This window comes from Streptomyces sp. SM11 (genome assembly GCF_002910905.1).
Taxonomy (GTDB): domain Bacteria; phylum Actinomycetota; class Actinomycetes; order Streptomycetales; family Streptomycetaceae; genus Streptomyces.
Genome location: NZ_NEUE01000043.1, coordinates 1 through 1,033, shown reverse-complemented (window position 1 = coordinate 1,033; position 1,033 = coordinate 1). Strand labels below are relative to the sequence as shown.

Genomic DNA, 1,033 nt, shown 5'->3' with positions numbered 1-1,033 from the left:
GGGTGGTGTCGGCGGCGGCCTCGTCCGCTTCGGCACGGGCGGTGCGTGCCTCGGCGAGGACGGCTTCGGCGCTTTCCGCGGCCGTACGGGCACTGGCGGCGGCCTCGGCCAGTTCGGCGAGCATGCCGGGCGGGCAGTCGGCGCGCCAGGAGCCGATGCGGGCGGCGAGGGCGCGGTCCCCGGAGAGGCGGGCAGCGAGGGTCCTGATGTCCTCGTCGCGGGCGGCGGCGCGGCTGCGCAGTGCGTGGCGTTCCTCGTCGGCGGCGTGTTCGTCGTGCATGGCCGGGTTCGGCGGGACGAGGAAGACGCCGTCGTTCTGCGCGTCGGAGCCGGTGCCGGGGGCCGGGACGGGGGCGAGGAGGGCGGCGGCGGTGCCGACGGCCACGGTCGAGCGGGGCAGCAGGGCCGCGCCGCCGAGGACCTCGCGGGCGCGGCTGTGGGCGTCGGGGTCGGTGATGACGACGCCGTCGACGAGCTCGGGGCGTGCGGCGAGGACGGCGGTGTGGTCGGCCGGGTCGACGGCCTGGGCGAGGTAGCGCCAGCCGGGCAGGGCGGGGATGCCGTGCTCGCCGAGATACTCGACGGTGGCGAGGACGTCGGGTCCGGGCGGCAGCAGCCCGCCCTCGCCGAGGGCGCCCAGGATGCGGGCGTCGTCGGCGGCGGCGGTGCGCAGGTCGAAGAGGCGGCGCTCGGCGGCGGCGACGGACTGGTCGAGGAGGTCGCGGAGCTCGTCGGCGCCGCGGTCGAACTCCTCTGCGGTCAAAGGCTGGACGGCGGCGGGCTGGTCGGCGAGGGCCACGGAGCGGTCGGCGGCCGGTTCGGTGGTAGTGGCCATGCCGTCGTCGTTGTTGCCCGGGCCGGTGCGCACGGTGGCACTCTGCGCGGGCGCCGACGCCTCGTCGGCGGCTTCCCGGCGGGGATGCGGGACGCCGGTGCCGGACGGCAGGCCCAGCAGGTCACCGAGGCGGGGGTCGGCGGCGATGGAGGCGGCGGCGCGGAGCTCGTCCTCGTAACTCTGCTCGGCCGCCCCGGC

Annotated in this window: 1 pseudogene; it reads right to left on the bottom strand. The window is 78.1% G+C overall.

The window, feature by feature from the left end:
* Nucleotides 1–1,033: pseudogene (locus tag B9S58_RS02860) on the bottom strand (hypothetical protein); the annotation flags it as partial.